This is a genomic window from Pseudomonas sp. TE12234, from assembly GCF_054061835.1.
Genome location: NZ_JBSSEP010000026.1, coordinates 18,573 through 34,805, shown reverse-complemented (window position 1 = coordinate 34,805; position 16,233 = coordinate 18,573). Strand labels below are relative to the sequence as shown.

14 protein-coding genes are annotated in these 16,233 nt (G+C 61.2%); 8 read left to right on the top strand and 6 right to left on the bottom strand.

Annotated features, from left to right (window positions below):
- The first annotated feature begins 70 nt into the window (after nt 1–70).
- The gene (locus tag ACVWYU_RS28255) at nt 71–877 is read left to right on the top strand and encodes a class I SAM-dependent methyltransferase (RefSeq protein ID WP_457374242.1); all 807 of its coding nucleotides are present in this window, start codon (nt 71–73) and stop codon (nt 875–877) included.
- 58 nt (nt 878–935) lie between these two features.
- Here ACVWYU_RS28255 and ACVWYU_RS28250 read toward each other — a convergent pair whose 3' ends face one another.
- Nucleotides 936–1,700, bottom strand: coding sequence for a ChbG/HpnK family deacetylase (locus tag ACVWYU_RS28250; RefSeq protein ID WP_457374241.1), 765 nt, complete (start codon nt 1,698–1,700; stop codon nt 936–938).
- Between the two features lie 328 nt (nt 1,701–2,028).
- Here ACVWYU_RS28250 and ACVWYU_RS28245 point away from each other — a divergent pair, with 328 nt between their 5' ends.
- From ACVWYU_RS28245 to ACVWYU_RS28220, 6 genes are all read left to right on the top strand, one after another.
- Nucleotides 2,029–2,697: an ABC transporter ATP-binding protein gene (locus ACVWYU_RS28245; RefSeq protein ID WP_390956743.1), complete on the top strand. Its 669-nt coding sequence runs from the start codon at nt 2,029–2,031 to the stop codon at nt 2,695–2,697.
- Nucleotide 2,698: 1 nt separating this feature from the next.
- A complete protein-coding gene (locus tag ACVWYU_RS28240) occupies nt 2,699–5,170 on the top strand; it encodes an FtsX-like permease family protein (protein WP_457374240.1) in 2,472 nt (823 codons plus the stop codon).
- Nucleotides 5,160–6,233, top strand: coding sequence for a lipocalin-like domain-containing protein (locus ACVWYU_RS28235; RefSeq protein ID WP_457374239.1), 1,074 nt, complete (start codon nt 5,160–5,162; stop codon nt 6,231–6,233). The genes ACVWYU_RS28240 and ACVWYU_RS28235 overlap by 11 nt, the downstream gene beginning before the upstream one ends.
- A 241-nt stretch (nt 6,234–6,474) precedes the next feature.
- A complete protein-coding gene (locus ACVWYU_RS28230) occupies nt 6,475–6,717 on the top strand; it encodes a hypothetical protein (protein ID WP_247254295.1) in 243 nt (80 codons plus the stop codon).
- Between the two features lie 196 nt (nt 6,718–6,913).
- On the top strand, nt 6,914–7,507 hold the full coding sequence (locus ACVWYU_RS28225; protein ID WP_247254296.1) for a hypothetical protein: 594 nt from the start codon (nt 6,914–6,916) through the stop codon (nt 7,505–7,507).
- A 674-nt stretch (nt 7,508–8,181) separates the two neighbouring features.
- Nucleotides 8,182–8,859: a type 1 glutamine amidotransferase domain-containing protein gene (locus ACVWYU_RS28220; protein ID WP_457374238.1), complete on the top strand. Its 678-nt coding sequence runs from the start codon at nt 8,182–8,184 to the stop codon at nt 8,857–8,859.
- Between the two features lie 88 nt (nt 8,860–8,947).
- Here the strand turns inward: ACVWYU_RS28220 and hglS are convergent, their stop codons facing one another.
- From hglS to ACVWYU_RS28205, 3 genes are all read right to left on the bottom strand, one after another.
- The gene (gene hglS / locus ACVWYU_RS28215) at nt 8,948–10,330 is read right to left on the bottom strand and encodes a 2-oxoadipate dioxygenase/decarboxylase HglS (protein ID WP_457374237.1); all 1,383 of its coding nucleotides are present in this window, start codon (nt 10,328–10,330) and stop codon (nt 8,948–8,950) included.
- Between the two features lie 104 nt (nt 10,331–10,434).
- Nucleotides 10,435–11,391 (bottom strand): alpha/beta fold hydrolase, encoded by a 957-nt coding sequence (locus ACVWYU_RS28210; protein ID WP_090319346.1) that lies wholly within the window; start codon nt 11,389–11,391, stop codon nt 10,435–10,437.
- 22 nt (nt 11,392–11,413) lie between these two features.
- Nucleotides 11,414–12,868, bottom strand: coding sequence for a flavin-containing monooxygenase (locus ACVWYU_RS28205; RefSeq protein ID WP_090319348.1), 1,455 nt, complete (start codon nt 12,866–12,868; stop codon nt 11,414–11,416).
- A 190-nt stretch (nt 12,869–13,058) separates the two neighbouring features.
- On the opposite strand from ACVWYU_RS28205, the gene ACVWYU_RS28200 reads away from it, so the two are divergent.
- Nucleotides 13,059–14,132 (top strand): diguanylate cyclase, encoded by a 1,074-nt coding sequence (locus ACVWYU_RS28200; protein WP_390956738.1) that lies wholly within the window; start codon nt 13,059–13,061, stop codon nt 14,130–14,132.
- Between the two features lie 255 nt (nt 14,133–14,387).
- Here ACVWYU_RS28200 and nudE read toward each other — a convergent pair whose 3' ends face one another.
- A complete protein-coding gene (gene nudE, locus ACVWYU_RS28195; protein WP_390956737.1) occupies nt 14,388–14,936 on the bottom strand; it encodes an ADP compounds hydrolase NudE in 549 nt (182 codons plus the stop codon).
- 88 nt (nt 14,937–15,024) lie between these two features.
- Nucleotides 15,025–16,155, bottom strand: a complete 1,131-nt coding sequence (locus ACVWYU_RS28190) for a helix-turn-helix transcriptional regulator (RefSeq protein WP_390956736.1) — start codon at nt 16,153–16,155, stop codon at nt 15,025–15,027.
- Nucleotides 16,156–16,233: the final 78 nt, after the last annotated feature.

Below are 16,233 nucleotides of genomic sequence, written 5' to 3'. Positions count from 1 at the left end.
CGGATGGGGTGATTGCCAGGCATGAACTAGAATCGGCGCGGTCAATCAAGACCCGATTCTGGAGCGTGCAATGGAAATGCCGACAAAAGATACAGCCATCGCCAGCAACCGCGATGCCTGGAATGACTCCGCCCGCCACCACAAGGACAGCGCCGAATGGCAGGTGCTGTTGAGCGCGGTGACTCGCAGCGATTTCTCTTGCCTGGACGACACCCTGACCGGGTTGCTCACGCAGGTCGGGGTCGACGGCAAGGAGGTGGTGCAACTGGGCTGCAACAATGGTCGTGAAAGCCTGTCGCTGTATGCCCTGGGGGCCAGGCATGTGGTCGGCGTCGATCAGTCGGCGGCGTTTCTCGATCAGGCGCGGGAACTGGCCTCTCGCTCACCCCGTGATCCGGAATTCATCGAGGCCGACATTCACCACTTGCCGCTTCAGTTGCAGGGTCGCTTCGACCTGGCGCTGATCACCATCGGCGTATTGAACTGGATGCCGGACATCGGCGAGTTTTTCCGCCACGTGGCGCAGACGCTGAAGCCGGGCGGCGCGCTGGTGGTGTACGAAACCCACCCGTTCCTGGAAATGTTCGACCCCGAGGCCGCCGAGCCTTTCGGACTGGCCAGCTCCTACTTTCGCGCCGAGCCTTTTGTCCAGAACCAACCGATCGTCTACGAAGGCAAAGTCGAGCAACCGGCCGCCGCGTCCTACTGGTTCGTCCATACCCTGGGCGCCATCTTCACCGGGGCCATCTCCGCCGGATTGCAGATCAGCCACTTCAAGGAGTACCCGCATTCCAACCGCGAGGAGCTCTATGATCGCTACCAGAAGCAAGCGGCGCAGTTGCCGTTGTGTTTTACCTTGGTGGCGGTGAAGTGCTGAGTAGGTGTTGCGCTGACTGACGCCATCGCGAGTGAGGCCTCAGAAGTTTTCGCCCCGATCAACCTTCCCCAGCCACGCCATAGGCCACCCTCGGCACCCCTGGCAGGTGCTGCTCCAGCAGTTCACTCAACGACTCGCCCTGCTCCAGACAAGCATCGCCAAAGTCGGCACCCAGTTGACTGGGGTGGGCGACGATTTCCAGTAGACCGTCGTCCGGTGGTGGGGCGTTGCGCAGGTCCTGCGGGGTGCCCACGTAGTCGGCGGTGGCGCCGGCCAGGCGGCTCAAGCGGTGATTGAGCAAGTGCTTGAACATGCGTTTGGGCAGGCTTTGCGTGTGTCCCAGGTTACGCGCCAGGCGCAGGGGAACGCCTTGGTCGGCGGCGAAACGCGCGACGATTTCGCCGATCGGCCAGATGGTGTGCACGTTCTGATGGGAGTCCAGATGGCTGGGCCTGACACCATGGTCCAGGCAGCGTTGCCACTGCGCTTCGAGTTCTTCGTGTACGGCGCGGCGATCCTGATGGCCGAGCCACAGACGGGCGCGGGACAGGTTGAGGTCGAACAGGCCGGCGCTGTCGCAGAAGGTCCGGCGCGTCAGAATGCGCCGGCTCAACGGGCGGCCGGAGGTGAGGTTGAAGTGCAGGCCCACGCGTCCTTCCAGCAACGGATGCCGGGCCAGTGAACACGCCGCTTCGAAGGCCGGCATATTGGCCATGGCGGTGGCGGAACTGATGACCCCGGCCTGGAAGGCGCCCAGGATCACCGCGTTGTCGCAGGCACTGAGGCCGAAATCGTCAGCGTTGACGATGACTTGGCGAGGCATGTTCGTCCTCCATGGGGGGTAGGTGGATGCAAGGGCTCAGAAATCAATCCAAGGGGTATAGACCAGACTCCCGCATCCATGACAGCCAAATGTCAGATCAACATCTCCCGCTTTTGCGGCCAATTGCCATCAAGCGCTTGCCGCTGCTGGATCTGCAACAGGCAGGAAGGGCCGGGAAGGCTTTGGGCAAATCGATAAACGGTCGTGAGTCTTTGAATTCGCGGCAGGCGCTACCGTCTTTTGAACACGGCTCGAAGGTCGTTCGGTAGCCGACAAAAAACATTGAGTCCCGCTATTCTTGGCCCACGCTCCTCCAACAGGTTCTTCCATGCTTGAAGTCCGCGGTGTCTTCAAAAGCTACGCCACGCCCCAAGGGCCATTGCCGGTGTTGCAAGGGGTCGACTTGACGCTGAAACCCGGCAGCAGCCTGGCGTTGATGGGCGAGTCGGGCAGTGGCAAGAGCACCTTGCTGCACTTGATCGCCGGTCTGGACAAGGTGGATCGCGGCAGCATCCGCCAGGGCGAGCATCGCCTGGAGCAGATGAACGAAAGCCAACTGGCGAACTGGCGGCGCACCGAGATCGGTTTGGTGTTCCAGCAGTTCAACCTGATCGGCAGCCTGCGGGTGGAGGACAATCTGGCATTCCAGGCGCGGCTGGCGGGGCGGCATGATCGGCGTTGGCAGGCGCATCTGGTGCAGCGCCTGGGGTTGAGCGAGTTGCTGCGGCGCTATCCGGAGCAGTTGTCCGGAGGGCAGCAGCAACGGGTGGCGTTGGGGCGTGCCCTGGCGTCGCGGCCGCCGTTGCTGTTGGCCGACGAACCCACCGGCAGCCTCGATGAAGCCACCAGCGATGACGTGCTCCAGCTGTTGCTGGAACTGCTCGATGACAGTCCGACGACCCTGCTGATGGTCACCCACAGCCCCCATGTTGCGGCGCGGCTGGCCGACAAAGTGGTGCTGCACGGCGGACGTCTGGCCGGTGTGGGCGAGCGCTGAGATGGGCATTTTTGGCGAGACCCTGCGCGCGTTGCTCAGCCATTGGCGGCTGCATCCGGTGCAGTTTTTCAGTGTGCTGACCGGGTTGTGGCTGGCCACCAGTCTGCTGACTGGCGTGCAGGCGCTCAACAGCCAGGCGCGGGACAGCTACGCCCGCGCCAGCCAGTTGATCGGCGGTGAGCCTCAGGCCAGTCTCAGTGCGCCGGGGGGCGGGACCTTCTCACAGCAGTTGTTTGTCGACCTGCGCCGCGCGGGTTGGCCGGTGTCGCCGGTGTTACAGGGCCGGCTGATGCTTCAGGGTCATGAGGACCAACGCTTGCAACTGATGGGCATCGAGCCGGTGTCATTGCCGGCCGGTGCGGCGGTGGCCGGGCAGGCCCTGGCCATCGAGCAGGTGGTCGGGTTTTTCACGGCGCCCGGCAGCACCTGGATTGCGCCGCAGACAATGCAGTTCCTGGGGTTGAGCGAAGGGGCGCGCCCCCTCGCGGCAAATGGTCAGATGCTGCCGCCCTTGCACGCGCAAAGCGACATGGCCCCTGGGGTGTTGCTGGTGGACATCGGTTTCGCCCAGGCGATTCTCGGATTGCCGGATCAGTTGTCGCGTCTGCTGCTGCCCAAGGGCTTCACCGCGACATTACCGGATGCGCTCAAGGGGCAACTTCAGCTCAAGACCGCGGGCGAAGAAAACAATCTGGCGCGCCTGACCGAAAGCTTTCACCTGAACCTCGACGCCTTGGGTTTTTTGTCATTCGTGGTCGGCCTGTTCATTGTGCATGCCGCCATAGGCCTGGCGCTGGAACAACGTCGAGGTTTGCTCAGAACCCTGCGCGCCTGCGGGGTCAGTGCACGGATGCTGATCACCTGCCTGGCCGTCGAACTGGGTGTGCTGGCGCTGATGGGCGGGGTGGCCGGCGTGGTCAGCGGCTATTGGCTGGCCGGCGTATTGCTCCCGGACGTCGCCGCCAGCCTGCGCGGGTTGTATGGCGCGGAAGTGGCGGGGCAACTGAGCCTCAGTCCGCTGTGGTGGCTCAGTGGGATCGGTCTGAGCCTGCTGGGCGCCTTGCTTGCCGGAGCCAACAGTTTGTGGCGGGCGGCACGCTTGCCATTGCTGGCGCTGGCCGATCCGCAGGCCTGGCATCAGGCCCATGCGCGCTGGCTGCGACGCCAGGGGTGGGTGGCGACCCTGGCCTTGGCTATCGCATGGCTGGCCTTGCTGCGCGGTGACAGCCTGGCCAGCGGTTTTGTACTGATGGCCACGCTGTTGCTGGGGGCCGCGCTGGCGTTGCCGGTGCTGCTCAATACCTTGCTCAATGGTTTGCTCAGAGGCAGTCGATCCGTGCTCGGCCAATGGTTCCTGGCCGATTGCCGGCAGCAATTGCCCGCGCTGAGTCTGGCGCTGATGGCGTTGCTCCTGGCGCTGGCGGCAAACATCGGTGCCGGCAGCATGACCGCCGGTTTTCGCCAGACCTTTAGCGACTGGCTCGAGCAACGGCTGACCGCCGAGCTGTACCTCAATCCGCAAAACCCGGCCCAGGCCCGGGAACTGCACGCCTGGCTCAAGCAACAGCCGCAGCTCACGGCGGTGTTGCCGAACTGGCAAGTCGCAATCCAGTTGCAAGGCTGGCCGGTGGATGTCTTTGGCGTGATCGATCACCCGACTTACCGCGAGCATTGGCCACTGCTCGAAGCCTTGGGCGACAAACCCTGGGATCGCCTGGCCAGGGACGACGCGATGATGCTCAGCGAACAACTGGCACGACGCTTGAAAGTGCAACTGGGCGATCACCTGACGATTCCCACGCCCAATGGCGACTGGTCGCCGCGTATCGTCGGGATCTACGCCGACTATGGCAATCCGAAGGGGCATGTGCTGGTCAACGTCAATCACTTGCTGCGCGGCTGGCCGCAATTGACGCCGAACCGTTTCAACCTGCGCATCGAGCCGGCATTGATCACGCCGTTCGTCACGGCGCTGCAAGCGCGTTTCGCCCTGGATGACAGCCGCATCGTCGATCAGGCCCGGCTCAAGGGCTGGTCCACGCAAGTCTTCGAACGCACCTTCGCCGCCACCGCCGCGCTCAACAGCCTGACCCTGTGCGTAGCGGGCGTGGCGCTGTTCATCAGTCTGCTGACCCAAAGCCAAAGTCGCCTCGGGCAACTGGCGCCGCTGTGGGCGCTGGGCGTGACGCGCCGGCAACTGATGCTGCTCAACCTCGGGCAAACCTGGTTGCTGGCATTGCTGACGCTGGTGCTGGCGTTGCCGCTGGGCATTGCCCTGGCGTGGTGCCTGGACACGGTGATCAACGTCCAGGCCTTCGGTTGGCGCCTGCCATTGCGGGTGTTCCCGCTGCAATTGCTGCAACTGATGGGGCTGGCGGTGCTGGCGACCTTGCTGGCCTCGGCATGGCCGCTGTATTCGCTGTATCGCACGCAACCGGCGGACCTGCTGAGGACCTTTGCCCATGAGGATTAGGCTGGGTGTATTGATAATTGCCGCCTTGCTCGCCGGTTGTGATCAATCGGCGCCGGTGGACAAAGGCTTTGCCGGGCTCGGCAATCAAGCGGCCGCATTCACCCCGGTGGTGCCGGGTCGCGTGTTCAGTTTTCCGGCAGATCATGGCCCGCACGATGGCTTTCGCATCGAGTGGTGGTACGTCACCGCCAACCTCAAGGACGCGCAGGGCCGTGAGTTCGGCGTGCAATGGACGCTGTTTCGCAGCGCCTTGCAAGCCACGCCCGAGCTGTCTGGCTGGGCTAATCGGACCTTGTGGCTCGGTCACGCGGCGGTGACCTCGGCGGGGGTACATCACGCCGCCGAGCGTTACGCCCGTGGCGGTGTGGGCCAGGCCGGAGTGAACCTGACGCCATTCGATGCGTGGATCGACGACTGGCGTTTCAGCAGTCAGGCAACGGTGGCCGACCCGCTGGCCGATCTGCAACTCAGCGCCCGCGACAAGGGGTTCAGCTATCAATTGCACCTGACCTCCAATCGGCCCCTGGTGCTTCAAGGCGACCAGGGTTTCAGTCAGAAGTCCGAACAGGGCCAGGCGTCGTACTACTACAGCCAGCCGTTTTTCCAGGCCAGCGGCACCCTGGAAATCGACGGCGAGACGCATCAGGTCAGCGGTCCCGCGTGGCTGGACCGTGAATGGAGCAGCCAGCCCCTGACCGCCAACCAGACGGGGTGGGACTGGTTTTCCCTGCACCTGGACAGCGGCGAACAGGTGATGCTCTATCGCATGCGGCAAAAGGACGGCGCCCCTTACCTGACCGGTACGTGGATCGACGCCCAGGGGCAGGCGCAGTTGTTGAAGGCCGACGACATCCGCCTTGCTCCCCAGGACACCGCCAGGGTGGCCGGGCGCAAGATGCCGGTCAGCTGGTCGATCCAGATCCCCGGCAAACACCTCGACATCGTCATCAGCGCACTCAATCCCGGCGCCTGGATGGATTTGCGCATTCCGTATTGGGAAGGGCCGGTACGCCTGAGCGGCAGCCATGGCGGGCAGGGCTATCTGGAAATGACCGGCTATTGAGGGCGATGCTGCTCAGATAAGAGATAGAGCGAGCAATCAATAACCTGTGGCGAGGGAGCTTGCTCCCGCTGGACTGCGCAGCAGTCCCTTTTTTGGGGGCGCTTTGCGCCCCAACGCGAGCAAGCTCGCTCGCCACAGATGCAGTGTTCGTCCTTGACTGAACAGCATTGGGCTATTGAGGGGGAACTCTCGACAGCGCGCTATCCTCCCAAGTCAATAAGCCCTTTCACAGGAGCCTGCCATGCGCGAAGACCTGACACCGCCCGACCTTGAAACGTGGCAGCGCCTGTTCGAAGACGAGGGCTACTGGCAACAATCCCCCGATGCCCACTACATGGAACTGCAGCGCCTGGCCGACGACCTGTTGGGGCAGGGCGCCATTGACCTGGAACAATGGCAGGACCTCAAGGCCAGGGCTGAGCAATCCCATAAGGACTCCCCGGCCGTGAACGTGGCCCGGGAAGTCGACGATCCCGAAACCTGAGGACAATTCCGTGAAACCCTGCGCCCTGCGGCCCCACCCCGGCACCAGGGCCGGGGCAATGGAAGCGCCAGCAGCGAATCGATGTCGCAAGAAACCGCCAGCAGTCCCTGATCAGCGTCTATGCTCATCGGCACGGTCGGCGCTTGATCGAGGTTGAGCGCCTTTCGCTGCCATTCTTCACAGGGAAAGTACCGCTATGAAACGTCACACTCGCAAGCTCTCCACATTGACCCAGGCGATCAGCCTGGCGGCTGTGTTGTCGACGGCCAGCTTCTGCGCTTTCGCTGCGGACATTCCGTTGGCGGAGTCCGTGATTTCCGATCATGTCACCACCAAAGTCGTGTCGGTCGACGTGCCCAACCGTCAGGTGGTGCTGGAAGGCCCTGAAGGTCATCAGGTGTCGTTGCAACTCACTGAAAAGGCCAAGAACCTGGACAAGCTGAAGGTCGGTGACAAGGTCAAGGTTGATGTTCTGCACTCGGTCGCGGTCTCTCTGGACACCAGCGTCGATAAAGGCCTGCCGGGCACTACCGAATACACCGGAGAGACGCGCAATGCACCGGGCTCGGCCAAGCCAGGTGGAGAAGCCTACCGGCAGGTGAAGGTGGAGTTGCAGATCACTGATATCGATCTCAAGCACCATCGCGTCACCTTCAAAAACCCGGCCGGCCAGTCGAAAACGGTCGATGTGCAACGGCCTGAAGTTCAGGCCAAGCTCAAGGACCTGAAAAAAGGCCAGAGTGTGGTGGTGACTTATACCGATCTATTAAAAGTGACCACTCTGAAATAGATGGATAGTTGGTTTTACAGGGCGATTGTTCTTGTATAAGCGTTTGTACAAGAACAATCAGTTGTTAATGGACGAACTGGTGAGTTTGGTTTTTTTGTTCGAATCAACTATCCGTTGATATGTCAGTAACAGGTGTAACTGCAAATTTCATGTTGTAAACGCGGTTTTTCTCAACGACATCAATTAAAATGCTTCTCGTTCGCCCAGTGCCGAGGCTCTTTACCAGTGCAAGGATTGCCGAGGCCATTGCACTGGGCGAACAACTTTCTCCAGTCATTCCAGCCTGTTTTTCACCTCCTCAAAAGAATCCAAGTCGATCAGCCGCGCGGATCGATATTGATGTCGCCTGCGCAGACTTTCCCATGAGGGATGAACGTCACTCATCGAAAGTTGAAGTTCGGATATTCCGTCAGCCCCCATCATGTTGGGGGCACTGAAATGCAGCTCTGCAAAATGTACAAAGTGCAGGCGTTCACCCCCGGATACCGATCAACACGGTCCCTTACTTTGAGTTCGGCCATGGACAGGCGAATTCGCTTGTCGCGCACTATGCTAGAGGGCCGGCAAGTCGAACGATCAGTGCCGCGCGAAGGTCATACGGCAGGACCCTGCGCCACGTTGTGCGCACCATGGCTAAAGCCACCACTGCAGTCCCGAGATGGAGTGAAGACGACATGAAAATCCTGATGGTTTTAACGTCCCACGATCAATTGGGTAACACCGGCAAGAAAACCGGGTTCTGGCTGGAAGAATTCGCCGCCCCGTATTTCGCCTTCAAGGACGCGGGGGCTCAGTTGACCCTGGCTTCGCCCAAGGGCGGGCAGCCACCGCTGGACCCGAAGAGCGATGAGCCCGATGCGCAAACCGAAGCCACCGAACGCTTTCGCAAGGACGCCGCAGCACAATCGGCGTTGGCATCGACAGTCGTCCTCAGTTCGGTGAAGGCCGACGATTACGACGCCATCTTCTACCCCGGCGGCCATGGGCCGTTGTGGGACCTGGCCGAAGACAAGCATTCAATCGCGTTGATCGAAGCCTTTTACAAGGCAGGCAAACCGGTCGCGGCTGTGTGTCATGCACCGGGTGTCTTGCGCCATGCCAAAGGCGCCGATGGCCAGCCACTGGTCAAAGGCAAGAAGGTGACGGGGTTTACCAACAGCGAAGAAGAAGCGGTGCAACTGACCCACGTCGTGCCGTTTCTGGTGGAGGACGAACTCAAGGCCAAGGGCGGGATTTATTCAAAGGGACCTGACTGGGCCAGCTATGTGCTGACCGATGGTCTGTTGCTGACCGGGCAGAATCCGACGTCTTCGCAAGCGGCTGCCGAAGCCTTGTTGGCAAAATTGAAGTAGATACTGCTTTTGTCGGAGCACGGCTTGCCAGTGATGGCGCAGGCGAAATCGCTATCGCTGGCAAGCCAGGCTCCCACAGTCCCGTGTGTTAGAGAGTGCTCAACACGGCGAAACACTGCTCGATCGAGCGCCGCTGCGTCTCGGCGTACAACCCCAGCTCATCAATCGTCGGACGGCCCAGGGCCTGCTCGAACGCTTGCTGGTTGGAATGCACCCCGTAGTGGGTTTGCGCCGCATCACCCAGGTTTGACTGAAATATCCCCGCCGCACTGACCGGTAGGAAATCTTCGTACACCAAGGGTTCAACCTGCAGATAGCCACCGCTGACCAGATCTTCCAGCGTCAAGGTGTTCAGCCCCTTCGCGGCCAGGCCTTTTTCCGTCACGAAATAGCGAAAGTACGCCAGGTCCTGTTGGCGCATGCCTTCGTACGTGTCGGGAAACTCACTGAAATGCTGCACCATCAGCGCGTTGTAGCGAGCGGCGTTGGCTTCGTTGGGGAAATCCTTGAGCTCATCGCGCGCCGCATTGAGCAAGCGGTCGTACAGCGCCCGTCCTTTGGGCGTGAGGGCCGCGCCGCGTTGTTCGATTTCACCGAAACGGGCGCTGTGGCTGCCCCGGGCCTCGGCCTGGTCAGTGAACGCGATCGGCTCGTCGAGTGCCTTGAAACTGGTTTGGCGCAACAGGATCGGGCACTGACGGCGGGGCGGGCCTTCGATCACGGCTTTGGGGGTGATGCCATGCGCCGGCATTTGCGCCTGGACGATATCGATGTCGAGGGTGCGCGGTGTCAGGTGATTGATGTGCGGGCCCTTGAAGGCCACCACATCGGCAATCAGGCGATGCTGGGCGCTGAGCTGACGGTACTGCTCGGCAGTGACGGTGGCGCTGTGGTGCCAGCGGAAGGTTTCCAGCGCCTGTTCGACGAAGTCCCGGGCTTGCGGTTCGGTGAGGCCGCCCTGGCTTTCGGCTTGATCGATAAGGGCGAGGGCGGTGGGGGTGAAGATCGAGCGTTTGTCGAGCGTCGATTGGGCGAATGCCCGCAGCTGCGGATCTTCGATCAACTCCAGGCGCAACAGCGAAGTGAATACCCGGAACGGGCTGACTTGCAGCGCCTCTTCATGCACGGCACGAAACGCGGTGGAATGCACTGGCACCCCGGCCGGCGTCAGGTCGTAATAACCCACCGGTTGCATGCCCATGACCGCGAACAGACGGGCGAGGGTCGCCAGTTCTGCCGCCGTCCCGACACGGATCGCGCCGTGGCGCTCCAGGTCCAGGCGCTCGATTTCGCCGGTGCTTTGCAACTGCCGGGCCACTTGTGGATCGCTGTCCAGCACATGACGGTTGGTCTGCTCCACCAGTTCCATCAGCGCGCCGTACAGCGGCACCTCTTCGCGGTACATGTCGGACATCGCTTTGGAGAAGCGTTGGCGGATCAGGTCGGGGCTGACGAAGTTCGGGTGATTCATGAACACAATTCCTGGCGCGGTGACGTTGAGCAAAAGATCGCAGCCTTCAGCGTCGCCGACAAACGAAGTTTCTGACGAACTTCATTCTGCAAAGGACTGCATCCTCAGTGCAGTCGTTGATCCTGAGGGCTTTCCGAGCGCAGGGATGCCAAAAACTCCCGATACAGGCGCGCCGAACCGGAGGGCGCTTCGACCATCGGCATATGGCCGATGCCTTCCCAGACTTCCACCCGCAGATTGGCCAGGCCTTTGCTCCAGATGGCCACGCTGCTGACATCGATCAAGCGATCCTTGCGTCCCCACAGCAACAGCGCGGGTGCTTGAATGGCTGGAAGCTTGGGCTCCATCGGTGGGCTGGCGCGAAAGTCGCGGAAGATTTCTTCCAGTTCGTCGCGTGCCTGTTCGTAGCGATGGGCCATGGCGTCCAGCACCACCCGCGGCACCCAGGGTGGAGCGGCCATGGTCATGCCATAGAAGTATTTGAATTCTTCCCGGGAGTTGATCAGGAACGGGTTGTGGCCCTTGGCCAAGTGCCGTTCCAGGTCACTGGGTTCGGGGGCGGTGACGCCCGCCGGGTCGAACAGGGCGACCGAGGCAATGCGGTCCGGATAGGTGGCCGCCAACCATGCCGCAATGTAGCCGCCCATCGAGTTGCCGATCACATGGACCTTGTCGACCCCACAGACATCGAGCAGCTGGATCATGCGCTTGGCCTGCAGCGGGATGTCATAGCCGCCGCCTTCCTTGAAGCCGGTTTCGCCATGGCCGGCGATGTCGGGAATGATCACCCGGTAGCTGCCGACAAAATGCCGGGCAAAGCGCAGCCAGAGATTCTTGTCGGCACTGAAGCCGTGCAGCATCAAGACGTTGCTGGACGCCTCATAAGGGCCGCCTTGCCAGGTCGAGACGGTCATTTCGGATATGGGCACGACGATCTTGTGCAACTTGTACAGCTTGGCCTCGGTGGCCACGCTCAAGTCATAAAGCCAATAGCCGATGGCCGGATAGCTCAACCAGCTCCAGGCGGCAAAGACCGCGATAGCGACAACCAGTAAAAGCATCAGGTGTCTTCCTTCTAACGGTTCAGGACAAAATGTGATCGGCGGGTTTCAGGGCTCGGGTCAGGCGATGGAAGCTGAAACTGAACCCCGGAAACATGGCAATCACATGACCGCTCTTGCTTTGATACCAACTGTGGCAGCCTCCTGACTTCCACACGGTGCGTTCCATTTCTCTATGGATCATTTCAGTGTAGGTACGTTCTGCCTCGGGGCGAACTTCGATGCTGCGCAAACCTCGTGATTTGAGGGTACGAATGCAGTCGAGGATGTAATTCATCTGCGATTCGATGATAAACAGCGCCGACGTATGGCCGATGCCGGTGTTTGGGCCGGTGACGATAAACAGGTTGGGAAAGTCCGGCAGGCTGGTGCCGAGGTACGCGCGCGGGAACCGGGCCCAGACATCTTTCAGGCGAGTGCCGTGCTTGCCGGTGACCGGGTAGGAGATCACTCCGTCGGTAGCGTCGTAGCCGGTGGACCAGACAATCAGGTCCAGGTCGATGTGCTGGCCGTCCTGCATGACGATGCCGGTTTCGTCGAGGGCGGCAATGCCTTGTTCACGGCTGTGCAGCGTCACATTGCTGCGACCCAGTGCTGGGTACAGCGTGCTCGACAGGATCACCCGTTTGCAGCCGATGGTGTAGTCCGGCGTCAGTTTTCGCCGAAGTTCGGCGTCCGGCACCTGGCGCTTGATGAAGCGCAAGGCCTGGTGCTGGACCATGCGTATCGCCGGTTTGGAGTATTTGAAGGCAATCACCCGGGTTTCGAATTGCCAGTAAATCAGCCAGCGCAGCAGTTTGTAGGCCGGTTTCAGCCCGAGCAACCAGCGCTGGAAGCGGCCAAACGAGCGGTCAGCCCGGGGCAATACCCAGTGCGGCGTGCGCTGGAATACATGCAGGTGCGCGACATCCGGGGCCATTGCCGGAATCACCTGGGCCGCACTGGCGCCGCTGCCGACAATGGCCACGCGTTTTTGTCGGTAGTCGTAGGTGTGATCCCAGTTGTTGGTGTGAAAAGTCTTGCCCTGAAAGCGTTCCTGGCCTTCGAAGTGCGGGACCACAGGCTGGCTCAGCGGCCCGGTGGCATTGATCAGGAACTGCGCGTAGAAGGTGCCCTTGGCGGCCGTGTGGACCGCCCAGCGTTTGTTTTCGTCGTCCCATTCGACGCGTTCGACATTGGCTTGCAGTTCAACCCGGTCGCGCAGGCCGAAGTGCTCCACGACATAGCGGGTGTAGCGGTGCAGTTCGGCCTGTTCGGCGAACATCTGCGTCCAGCGGTAGGGCGCGAAGGACAGCGAGTAAAGCGGCGAGGGCACGTCGACCGCGGCGCCCGGATAGGTGTTCTGGCACCAGGTGCCGCCGAAAAAGTCCCGTCGCTCGAGCAGGCGAAAGTCGGTGATGCCGGCCTTGAGCAAATTGACCGCTGCACATTGACCGCCAAAGCCGCTACCAATGATCAACACCTGAAAGGTCTGCATGGGCCTCCTCTTTATCGTTTTTGCGTCAAGCCTGTCTTCATGTATAGCCAAACATTGAGCGTACGCCTGGCGGCTATGCCACGGTATTCAGCCCGCCCACCGGTGATGGCTATTTAACGTTGCCCTGTTAGACTTCGAGGCATACGCGCAACCCTGGAAGCATCAGGTACCGCTCTGTGGAGAGGTCCCAATGGGAAAGATGGGAGTGAAAGGGCTTTCACTGGCCAGGAGGCTCTACACGTCGCGCATGCTTGGCCTGGTGCTGGGGCTGTTATGCGTGAGTGTGGCGATGTACCCCCTGAACCCGGCACCCTGGGTCTGGGCACTGATGTTGTTCAACGGCCTGATCTGGCCGCACCTGGCCTATCAATGGGCGCGCCGGTCCCAGGCTCCCTATCACGCCGAACACCGTAACCTGCTGGTTGACGCCTTTCTGGGTGGCTTCTGGGTGGCGGCCATGCAGTTCAATCCGCTGCCCAGCGCGACCACCATTTCCATGATGGCCATGAACAACGTGGCGATCGGCGGCTTGCGCTTTCTGTTGGCGGGCAGCGTTACGCAGATCCTCGGGATCGGTATCGGATGGCTGATTTTCAAACCGCTGTTCATTCCTGAAACCAGCCAGATTCAGCTTTACGCCTGCTTGCCCTTGATGTGTTTTTATCCGCTGGCGCTGGGCTGGATCTGCTTTCGCCAGGCCCATACCCTCGGACGGCAGAAACGTGAATTGCTGGCCCTGAGCCGAACCGACAGCCTGACCGGTCTGCTCAACCATGGCGCCTGGAAGGATCAACTGGAAGTCGAGTTTCAGCGCTGCCAGCGCCAGCATCAGGGCGGGGCGATTGCGCTGATCGACATCGACCATTTCAAAATCATCAATGACACTTACGGTCACGTCGCCGGTGACATCGTGTTACGGCAACTGAGCAAGATGCTCAAGCAGAACCTGCGGGCCACCGATGTTGCCGGGCGTTATGGCGGTGATGAGTTTTGCGTGATTCTTCCGGATCTGCCCTTGATCAATGCCGCGGCGGTCATGGAAGCGCTGCGTGATCGCTTTGCCACGTTGGGCTATGAGCAGAATCCGGCGCTGACCGTCAGCCTGAGCATCGGCCTGGCTGCGTTCAATCCCGCTCACAGTGACGCGACCTTATGGCTCAGCGATGCTGACCGGGCGTTGTACGAGGCCAAGACGACGGGGCGTAACCGGGTCATTTGCTGCGGTGATGGTCGGGCTGAGCATGAGCTGCTTGATTCGGTTTGATGATCTTTGAGGCAGCCTGCCTTGCTCCCCGATTCCTTGTAGGAATTGGCTTGTCGGGGCGTCGCATCGCAGCGATGGCGGCCTGACAGCCGACCCATCACCCGCAGGTGCACCCGATCCACTGTAGAAGCGAGCTTGCTCGCGATGGTGGCATAGCAGGCGATGTGGAGTTGGATGTGCCCGACTCGTCGCGGGCAAGCCTGCCACAGGGGGAACTGGATGTTCCCGGGTTTTGCGTCGGGTCAGAGCCCGAGGTCAAGGGCGTCGGGCGATGGCGCCCATGGCCATGAACAGTGCGGCAATCGCCCGGGCTTCGTGGAGTTCGCCGCGGGCTACGAGCTCGGGAATGTGTGCCAGGGGCACGCGAACGCATTCCAGGGGTTCGGGTTCGTCGCCGGTCAGTTGGCGGGGGCTCAATCCCTCAGCCAGGACCACCCGGTAGCGGTGACACAAATGCCCCGGCGCCAATGTCAGTTCACCCAGTTCGGTCAGGCGTGCCGCACGCAGCCCGACTTCCTCGCAAAGTTCCCGTTGGGCCGCTTGCACATAATCTTCGTCGGGCTCCGCGCCGCCCTTGGGCAGGCCGAGGATGGTTTTTTCCACACCGACCGCGTATTCGCGCACCAGCAACACATGCTCCGGATCAGGCATCGCCACCAGCATGACCGAGCGGTAACCGGTGCCGCGCAGGCGTTCGTAAATCCGCTGCTGGCCATTGCTGAATTGCAGGTGCAGGGCTTCGATCTGAAAGTGGTCGCTTTGCGCCAGCAGTTCAGTCTTGAGGATGGTTGGACAGTTGCGCATGGGTCAGGCCCCCTGGTTGGGATGGAGCCACTGTGCGCCGTACCGGGAGGGCCGCCATCGTCCGAGCGGACGAGGGCGAAAACCGGCCCTAACCGAGGGTCGCCACGCTGCGCAGAATCAAGCGCACCAGCATTGTCTGGCGGGTCACGCCGGTCTTGGAGAACGTGGAGCGCAAGTGCGCCCGCGAGGTGTTGCGGCTGATTCCCAGTTCTTCCGAGGCTTCGTCGAGGGTCAGGCCGTTGGCCAATAACATCGCCAGCTGGGTTTCCGCCGGGGTGAAGTCGAACAGCGCGCGAACGATTTCCTGGGGCGCGGTGGACTGTTGTTCCGGGTCGCTGATGAAAATCACCACGGTCGGGCACTGTTTGCCTTCGCTCCAGTCGGTCAGCGGCACCGAACGCACGATAATTCCCAGGTCCGCGCGGCCGGACGGTCGCTGCACACGCAGCGCTTCGACCACCGACGGGTTGCTGCTCTTTTGCGACAGCAGCGACTGCTTGACCAGGCGCCGGAACTCCTGGGTATCGCGGGCCGTCCCTACTTGCAGGCCGTCGTTGACCAGTTTGATCCCGTCCTTTTCCTGGATCAGCCGATCGGCAACCGGGTTGGTCTGCAGCACTTTTCCGGCTTCATCGAGGATGATCGTGCCCACGGCCATCTGGTTCACCGCACCGGCGTACAGGTTGCGTTCGGCTTCGATGCGGTTGAGCTGCATGTGGATTTTGATCGAGCGTTCCAGGTGCGGGATGAAATGCGTGAGCAACGCTTTCTCTTCGCCGCCGAAGGGCTTGTCGTCGCGCCCGCGGCTGATGCGGATCCGGCACTGGGCACCGTCAACGGTGTTGATGTCGGCACCGAGGATGTGGAACACGTCCACCGGTTCTAGGAAATTCTTGTAGAACTCCGAGTGCTGCCAATCGTCGTTGGACACGAACTCGGCGAGGGTCACCACCTGGCGGTTAGGCAGGTCGACAAACGGGTCGAGGCTGAAAAAGTGCTTGTTGTAAGACGCCGTCGCCTCGGTCGAGGTGCCGGTGGTGTTGACCATCAGGCCGTCCACATGCGCGCTGGGCGGACGCAGGATGAAGGTCACGTACTTGCTTTGCAGGTGCACGTTGAGCTGGTTGAGAAAGGTTGCCCAGGGAATGGTTTCCAGTGGCCCCTGATAGAGGTTGCCGAGTAATTCACTGAACGTATCGAGGCTGAGGTCCTGCTGCATAGGGAAAAACCGTTTTTATTATTAGCGTTGGCGGTGGCCGAGAATAAGCGTCGATATCGACTCCTTGCAACGCTCGGG

Excerpts from the sequence above, each read along its gene's own strand:
- ACVWYU_RS28245 (WP_390956743.1), top strand. The coding sequence starts at position 2,029 with ATGCTTGAAGTCCGCGGTGTCTTCAAAAGCTACGCCACGCCCCAAGGG.
- ACVWYU_RS28250 (WP_457374241.1), bottom strand. The coding sequence starts at position 1,700 with ATGCCTCGCCAAGTCATCGTCAACGCTGACGATTTCGGCCTCAGTGCC.
- nudE (WP_390956737.1), bottom strand. The coding sequence starts at position 14,936 with ATGCGCAACTGTCCAACCATCCTCAAGACTGAACTGCTGGCGCAAAGC.
- ACVWYU_RS28255 (WP_457374242.1), top strand. The coding sequence starts at position 71 with ATGGAAATGCCGACAAAAGATACAGCCATCGCCAGCAACCGCGATGCC.
- ACVWYU_RS28235 (WP_457374239.1), top strand. The coding sequence starts at position 5,160 with ATGAGGATTAGGCTGGGTGTATTGATAATTGCCGCCTTGCTCGCCGGT.
- ACVWYU_RS28240 (WP_457374240.1), top strand. The coding sequence starts at position 2,699 with ATGGGCATTTTTGGCGAGACCCTGCGCGCGTTGCTCAGCCATTGGCGG.
- ACVWYU_RS28190 (WP_390956736.1), bottom strand. The coding sequence starts at position 16,155 with ATGCAGCAGGACCTCAGCCTCGATACGTTCAGTGAATTACTCGGCAAC.
- ACVWYU_RS28205 (WP_090319348.1), bottom strand. The coding sequence starts at position 12,868 with ATGCAGACCTTTCAGGTGTTGATCATTGGTAGCGGCTTTGGCGGTCAA.
- hglS (WP_457374237.1), bottom strand. The coding sequence starts at position 10,330 with ATGAATCACCCGAACTTCGTCAGCCCCGACCTGATCCGCCAACGCTTC.
- ACVWYU_RS28210 (WP_090319346.1), bottom strand. The coding sequence starts at position 11,391 with ATGCTTTTACTGGTTGTCGCTATCGCGGTCTTTGCCGCCTGGAGCTGG.
- ACVWYU_RS28220 (WP_457374238.1), top strand. The coding sequence starts at position 8,182 with ATGAAAATCCTGATGGTTTTAACGTCCCACGATCAATTGGGTAACACC.
- ACVWYU_RS28200 (WP_390956738.1), top strand. The coding sequence starts at position 13,059 with ATGGGAAAGATGGGAGTGAAAGGGCTTTCACTGGCCAGGAGGCTCTAC.
- ACVWYU_RS28225 (WP_247254296.1), top strand. The coding sequence starts at position 6,914 with ATGAAACGTCACACTCGCAAGCTCTCCACATTGACCCAGGCGATCAGC.
- ACVWYU_RS28230 (WP_247254295.1), top strand. The coding sequence starts at position 6,475 with ATGCGCGAAGACCTGACACCGCCCGACCTTGAAACGTGGCAGCGCCTG.